This window comes from Hydrogenophaga sp. A37, assembly GCF_002001205.1.
GTDB lineage: Bacteria > Pseudomonadota > Gammaproteobacteria > Burkholderiales > Burkholderiaceae_C > Hydrogenophaga.
The window spans coordinates 1-5,541 of sequence record NZ_MUNZ01000103.1 but is presented as its reverse complement, the minus strand read 5'-3'; the positions used below and the strand labels follow the sequence as shown (position 1 = coordinate 5,541).

At 66.6% G+C, this 5,541-nt stretch carries 4 protein-coding genes; 1 reads left to right on the top strand and 3 read right to left on the bottom strand.

Features of this window, described 5'->3' with window-relative positions:
• Window positions 1–147 precede the first annotated feature (147 nt).
• Window positions 148–498: a hypothetical protein gene (locus B0E41_RS12285; RefSeq protein ID WP_077331442.1), complete on the top strand. Its 351-nt coding sequence runs from the start codon at window positions 148–150 to the stop codon at window positions 496–498.
• 157 nt (window positions 499–655) lie between these two features.
• Here the strand turns inward: B0E41_RS12285 and B0E41_RS12280 are convergent, their stop codons facing one another.
• The 3 genes from B0E41_RS12280 to B0E41_RS12270 all read right to left on the bottom strand — a co-directional run.
• On the bottom strand, window positions 656–1,381 hold the full coding sequence (locus tag B0E41_RS12280; protein WP_077331443.1) for a Crp/Fnr family transcriptional regulator: 726 nt from the start codon (window positions 1,379–1,381) through the stop codon (window positions 656–658).
• A 75-nt stretch (window positions 1,382–1,456) separates the two neighbouring features.
• A complete protein-coding gene (locus tag B0E41_RS12275; protein WP_077331441.1) occupies window positions 1,457–2,347 on the bottom strand; it encodes a UbiA family prenyltransferase in 891 nt (296 codons plus the stop codon).
• On the bottom strand, window positions 2,344–5,541 hold a 3,198-nt coding region (locus B0E41_RS12270; RefSeq protein ID WP_216350754.1), incomplete at its 5' end, for a glycosyltransferase family 39 protein. The genes B0E41_RS12275 and B0E41_RS12270, both read right to left, overlap by 4 nt.

Sequence of the window (5,541 nt, the reverse complement as noted above, 5' to 3'; positions counted from 1 at the left end):
GGTCGGGGGCGGTCTTTTTGGCGGCGCTCGGGGTGAGCTTGAGGGTGCGTGCAGGCTTGTCGGTGGTCATGTGGGGATCATCCCAGATTGGCGCTGCAACATCGGCACAATCGACCCGCCCACAACCATTGAACAGGCCGCATCTCCATGAAACGTTTCCCCGCCGCGTGCGCGGTCCTGTGCCTCTTGCTGTTGGGCGGGTGTGCCACGGGCCCCAGTCCCGACGCGGAGCCGCCGATTTCCGAGCGCAGCTACGCGGACCACAGCTGCGCCGACCTGGGCGAGGCCTGGCGCGACATGCGCGACCACGAAGACCAGCTGAGCGGCGAGGTCGACCGCATCGCGAGCGGGCAGTCGATCACCGATTCCCCGCGCCCGCCCAAGGACCGCGGCCACACCCAGGCGCTGGGCGCGGTGCGCGCCCACCTGGACGCGATCAGGGCGCGCGCGAACCACACGGCGTGCGCCTTGCCGGCAGGAACCACAGCGCGGTACTGAAGGTCATCAGGACACCCACCGGAACAAGTGCCCGTCGCCCGCTGGGCCACAACGCCGCCGGAGCTCGAGCCCCGCACCCAGGGCGCCGCGGAACTGGCTTTGCCAGGCCGCCAGCGCCGCCCCTCGGGGGGTGACGCCGCAGGCGGCGCAGGGGTCTCTACAACTCCCCTTGCCGCAACGCGGCCAGGTCGAGCACCCGCAGGCCACCGTACTCGATGCGTATCCAGCCCTTGGCGGACAGGGTGGACAGGGCTTCATTGACCCGCTGGCGCGAGAGGCCCACCAGGTAGGCCAGCTCCTGCTGGGTGATGCGCAGGACACTGCCCACGTTGGGCGCGAGCAGCGGGTGGAACAGCGCCGCGAGGTTGCGCGCCACGCGCAGGTCGGGGTTGTTGATGCGGTCGATCTCGCGCGCGGCGATGAACTGGCCCAGCCGCTCGTTGAGCTGGAGCATGACAAACCGGTTGAAGCCGATGGAGTGGTCCAGCAGCCAGTCAAACGTGTCGACCGGCAGGCCGGCCACATGGCTGCGGCGCAGGGCCTGGATGTTGTAGCGGTACTGCTCGTGTTTGAGCACCGTGCCCTCACCGAACCAGCCGCCCGGCGCCACGCCGGTGAAGGTGATCACCGGGCCTTGTGAGTCGTCGTTGCTCATCTTGAGCAGGCCATCGAGCAACCCGAACCAGTAGGTGACCGGTCGACCGATGCGGCAGATGTAGTCGCCCACCTGGGCCTGCGTCACCACCAGCGCGTCGACCGCGCGCTGTCGCTCACTCTCGGTCAGGCGCTGCAGCCAGGGGATCTGGGCCAGCTCGGCGGCCGCGGGCACACGGGCGCGCTCGCGCAAGGCGGTACCGGAACGCAGAGGGATCTGGGAAGCCATGGTGGTGGTCCTGTCACACGTGATGTCTGTGCCAGAGGTTGAACCACCTCGCACCATTCGAACGAACGAACTTTTTCATGTCAAAAGCACTGAAACGATCATGGCGGCTCCAATGCCCGCATAGAGCACCCGATAGCACAGTTGCAGCCGGCGCACGCTCTCGAACAGCAGCCCTTCGCGCATCGCCTGGAGCGTCCAGTAGAAATGCAAGGGGTACAGCGCGGCGACGATCAGGCCAAGCACCCAGGGAACCGCACCGCTCCATGCCAGCGCAAGCAACAGGACGTCGGCCAGCGTAAACAACACAAATCCGGCGATGAAGCTGCGCCTCTTGCCGAACCTCACCGCATTGGTCTGGATGCCATTGCGCAGATCGGCATCGCAATCGCGCACCTCCTGAGTCAGGTGTCCCGCACTGAAGATCACCGCAAAAAACAGCCCGATCTTCAGGCCGTTGAGGTCCGGATGTCGAAACACCGAGTAGCCCATCAGAAAATGCAGCACTCCGCTGACCAGATGCAGCAGCGAGTTGGCCAGCGGAATCCCCTTCATCCCCACGTGCGGAAACGAGTAAAGCGCACTCGCGATCGCGATCATCACCCCGAAGCCGAGTGTCGCCAGCCCCAGCTGGCTGAAGGTCAGCAGGCTCAGCAGCAGCAGGACCAGCATCAGCACCCCGATCTCGTGGCGCCGGATGCCGCGATTCAAAAAGACCCCCGCCGATCTGGCCGGATCCAGAAGATCTTGCTGTACCCCGGACCAGTCGTTGAGCAGAAAGACGTGGGCCACCAGAAAGGCGTTGCCCAGGCTCAGCAGCATGAGCGCCGCCACTCCCTGGAAAGTGAGTGCATTCATGGCAAACACGGCGCCCAGCAATGGCGCCCCCTGCAGCACGAGCACCTCGTCGAACCTGACGCACGACAACAGGCGCAGCGCCCACGGCGCGATGCGGGACCGATTCGTCATGACTTGCGACCTGCGCTGGCCAGATACAGCCGCAGCCAGAGGGCGTACCCCACATCCTCGGACCAATACAGCCGCGACACCGAGGCGCTGAGATCATTGTGATAAAGCATGGGCGGATTCTGTCTCACGGCGGAGAACCCGTTGGCCGAGAGCGCCTGCAGCAATTGACGCACTTGGGCCGGGGCAGGCACCTGATCCCCACCCCCTTCCAACGCCACCAGCATCTTGGCCGCATTCAGCCAGATTTGCTGTTCTGGAATGGCGGTCTGCACCCGAGCCGGCGGCAGCTGCAGGTCGCAGCCCACGGCCCTCAGGTCCGTCTGGCGCATCACGGGCACCAGCGGCGCCTTGCGGTAATAGACCCAGATGCGGTCCTGATCGATGGTGTTTCGCAACGCCGTGCAGAGCGAGCGGGCCGCCGGCGGGTCCACCTGGGCCAGCCACATGAGCAAATGCATCTGGATGCCCACATCCGGGGGGTTTGGGTCGGCGCCGGGGTTGAGGCAGCTGTACTCGTCAGGCCGTCCAAGCCACGTCTTGTACAGCCCGTCGTCGGCACGGTAGCGCCGCAGCGTCTCCAGCGCGGCCGGTCGCAGCGACTCGGCGCCCGGCGCCAGGCGCCACACCAGCGCGGTGTCGTCGGTGTCCGGCGTGATGGTGCACATGCCGTTCTCTCTCATGGCCCGCTCGCCGGGCTTGCCGTGGTACCGGACCAGGCCATTGGACTCGATCTGGCTGCGCAGGTGGTGACGGGCCCGCTCCAGGCTTCCCGCCAGCACCGCCGGCGTGGCCCCGGAACCAATCAGATCGACCATCAGGGCGGTGAGGTAGGTATTCATCTCCTGCACGGGCTGATCGAAGCGCGTCCCGGTCGTGTGCGAAGTGAACCAGTAACCGTCGGCCTGCTGCCGTCGGTGGATCAGCCCGACGGCCAGTTGCGCACTGGATGCCAGCGCATCGTCCAGCCTGCGGTGCTCGAGGTCGTCGGCGCCTCCAGACTGCGCAGGTTCGACGCGGATACCGTTCAGGCCCATGACCAGGTTGCGGGGATCGCCATTGGGCTGGGGTTTGACCGTGGCGATGTCCAGCGCCAGCAGGCTGATGAGGTTGCGCCCCGCGTGCAGACGGGTGCGCACGACGACCGAGGCTGCGCCGCGGAAAGCATGAACGTCCCCCACCGGCACATCGTCGTGCAGCAACATGAGCCGCCGGTCGGGGCTGGGCAGGCCGGGGCCGGGCGCCACATCAAGCCGAAGGTCCACGTCGCGGTCCTGGCGCGACCACAGGGCGAACTCCAACCCCTCGGCATACCCTTGTCCCAGCCACAGGAATCCGCGCTGGTTGCCGCTCGGGTCCTGGATCGGCCACGGTGTCAGCCACATGGCCGGATCGAGGCCCACCTGGTCCCGGAGCGCGGAGGCGATGCCGACCAATGGCATCCCCGAAGGTCCTTCCGCAAGGCGGAACGGTGCCTCGTTCAGCGCCACAGCCCCCTTCACTTCGTACAGCCGCTGGCGAGGCGAACGCAATGGAATCGCCCGCAGCCCCGCCTCTGCCTCAAGCCATTGCACGAACGGCCGGGTATCGTGGGCCGGCGACCAGAAAAAGGTGGCCTGCAGATCGTTGTGGATCAACACATGGGTCACCCGCTCCGTGTCCATGAGCCGACGCATCTGGATCGGATCGAAACCGCCGATCCCCCAGGGAATCACCGTGTTGGCGTAGTGTGCGTCCGCCGCAAAAAGCGGGTATTCACGCGAATCCTTGTCCCCCACGAGCAGCACACGGGACCCGGGGGGCAACACCGATCTGGCCACCTCGCTGAACGGTTCGTCGAGCACCATGCCGGGCGCAGCCCCGGGAGCCGGCTGCAACACGTCCTGAACCAGCGCCCGGACGGGCTGGAACGCGGCATACACGACCGCCATCGCCGCCAGTGCCCTGGCAACGCGGCTGCCCGACAGGCGCGGAAACAGCACCGAGATGCCCAGGGTCAAGGCCAGCGTATAGGCGCCCACCAGAAACCGCTCAGGCACGTTCGCATGGACCATCCAGCGCGCCCCGAACAGAATCGCCGCCCACAGGGGAATGGCCAGCAAGGCCAGCACCGACACATCGGTGAGCCGGACGCGGGGCCATGTTGACACCAGGTTGCGTGTCAGGTGCACCAGCGCAACCAGCAGCACCGGCATCCAGAGCAGGCCCCACAGCGAATAGCGGGCGGCCTGCTCTGGCAGCGTGTAGACAAATGGGCCCAGCAAGGACGAGGCGATTTCCCCCTGCAAGGGCTCGCCCGCCCCCAACGCGGCCACCGCCTGGTTGGCCGCCCGACCGAAGCCAGCGCGCGCCTCCTCAGACACAGGCACATCCGGCAACTCCAGCGTCAGGAACGCAAAGCGCACCGCGTGCGTGTACATGACCTGTGGCTCGATCTTCGTCTTCACCGATCGTTGCACCTGCTCGGGCCCCATCGGGTGACCGTGGTTGACGGTGTTGAAGACCAACGGGATCAGCAGCGTGCTCAACAGTGCGCCGCACAGTCCACCCGCGGCCAGGAACTTCAGTCGCCGGGCGCGAGACACTTCGCCGGAAGCCCACCACACGATCAGCACCAGACTGGGCAGCAGCACCACCGGGAACGACCGGACATTGACGCTCAGGACCGCGAACACGCCCAGGAAAAAACACCGGGTCGCTCCCGGCGCCGAGCCCACCGTCACCGCCCAGTGCGCGAGACCGAGCAAGGTCAGGATCGCCCAGATTTCCGGCTTGAGGCCCATCGCGCTGGCGAGCACCAGTGGTGTCGAGACCAAGATCAGCACACCCGCCAGGGCCACCGTCTGCCCCTGTCGCAGGGTGCGCAAGAGCAGGTACTGCCCGACGGCCGCCAACGGCAATGCCAGCCCGAACACCAGACGGCCGACCCACTCCGACTGGGTCAGCAACACCGGCCAAAGGAAAAACAGCTCACTGCCGAACGGCACGATGTTCTGCTGAATGACGTGCGCGCTGTAGGGGAAGGCACTGCGGTTCTGGATCCAGTGGACGACCCGGGTGGCGTGGTACAGCCAGTCGTCCGAGTTCCGCAGCGGCTCCATCCCCTGCCTCGCCATCGCCAGCAGGACGACCGTGACGATGACGCACAGAAGCAAGAGGCCCCACGCCGAAAGCCCCCCGACGAACGCCGCCCACCC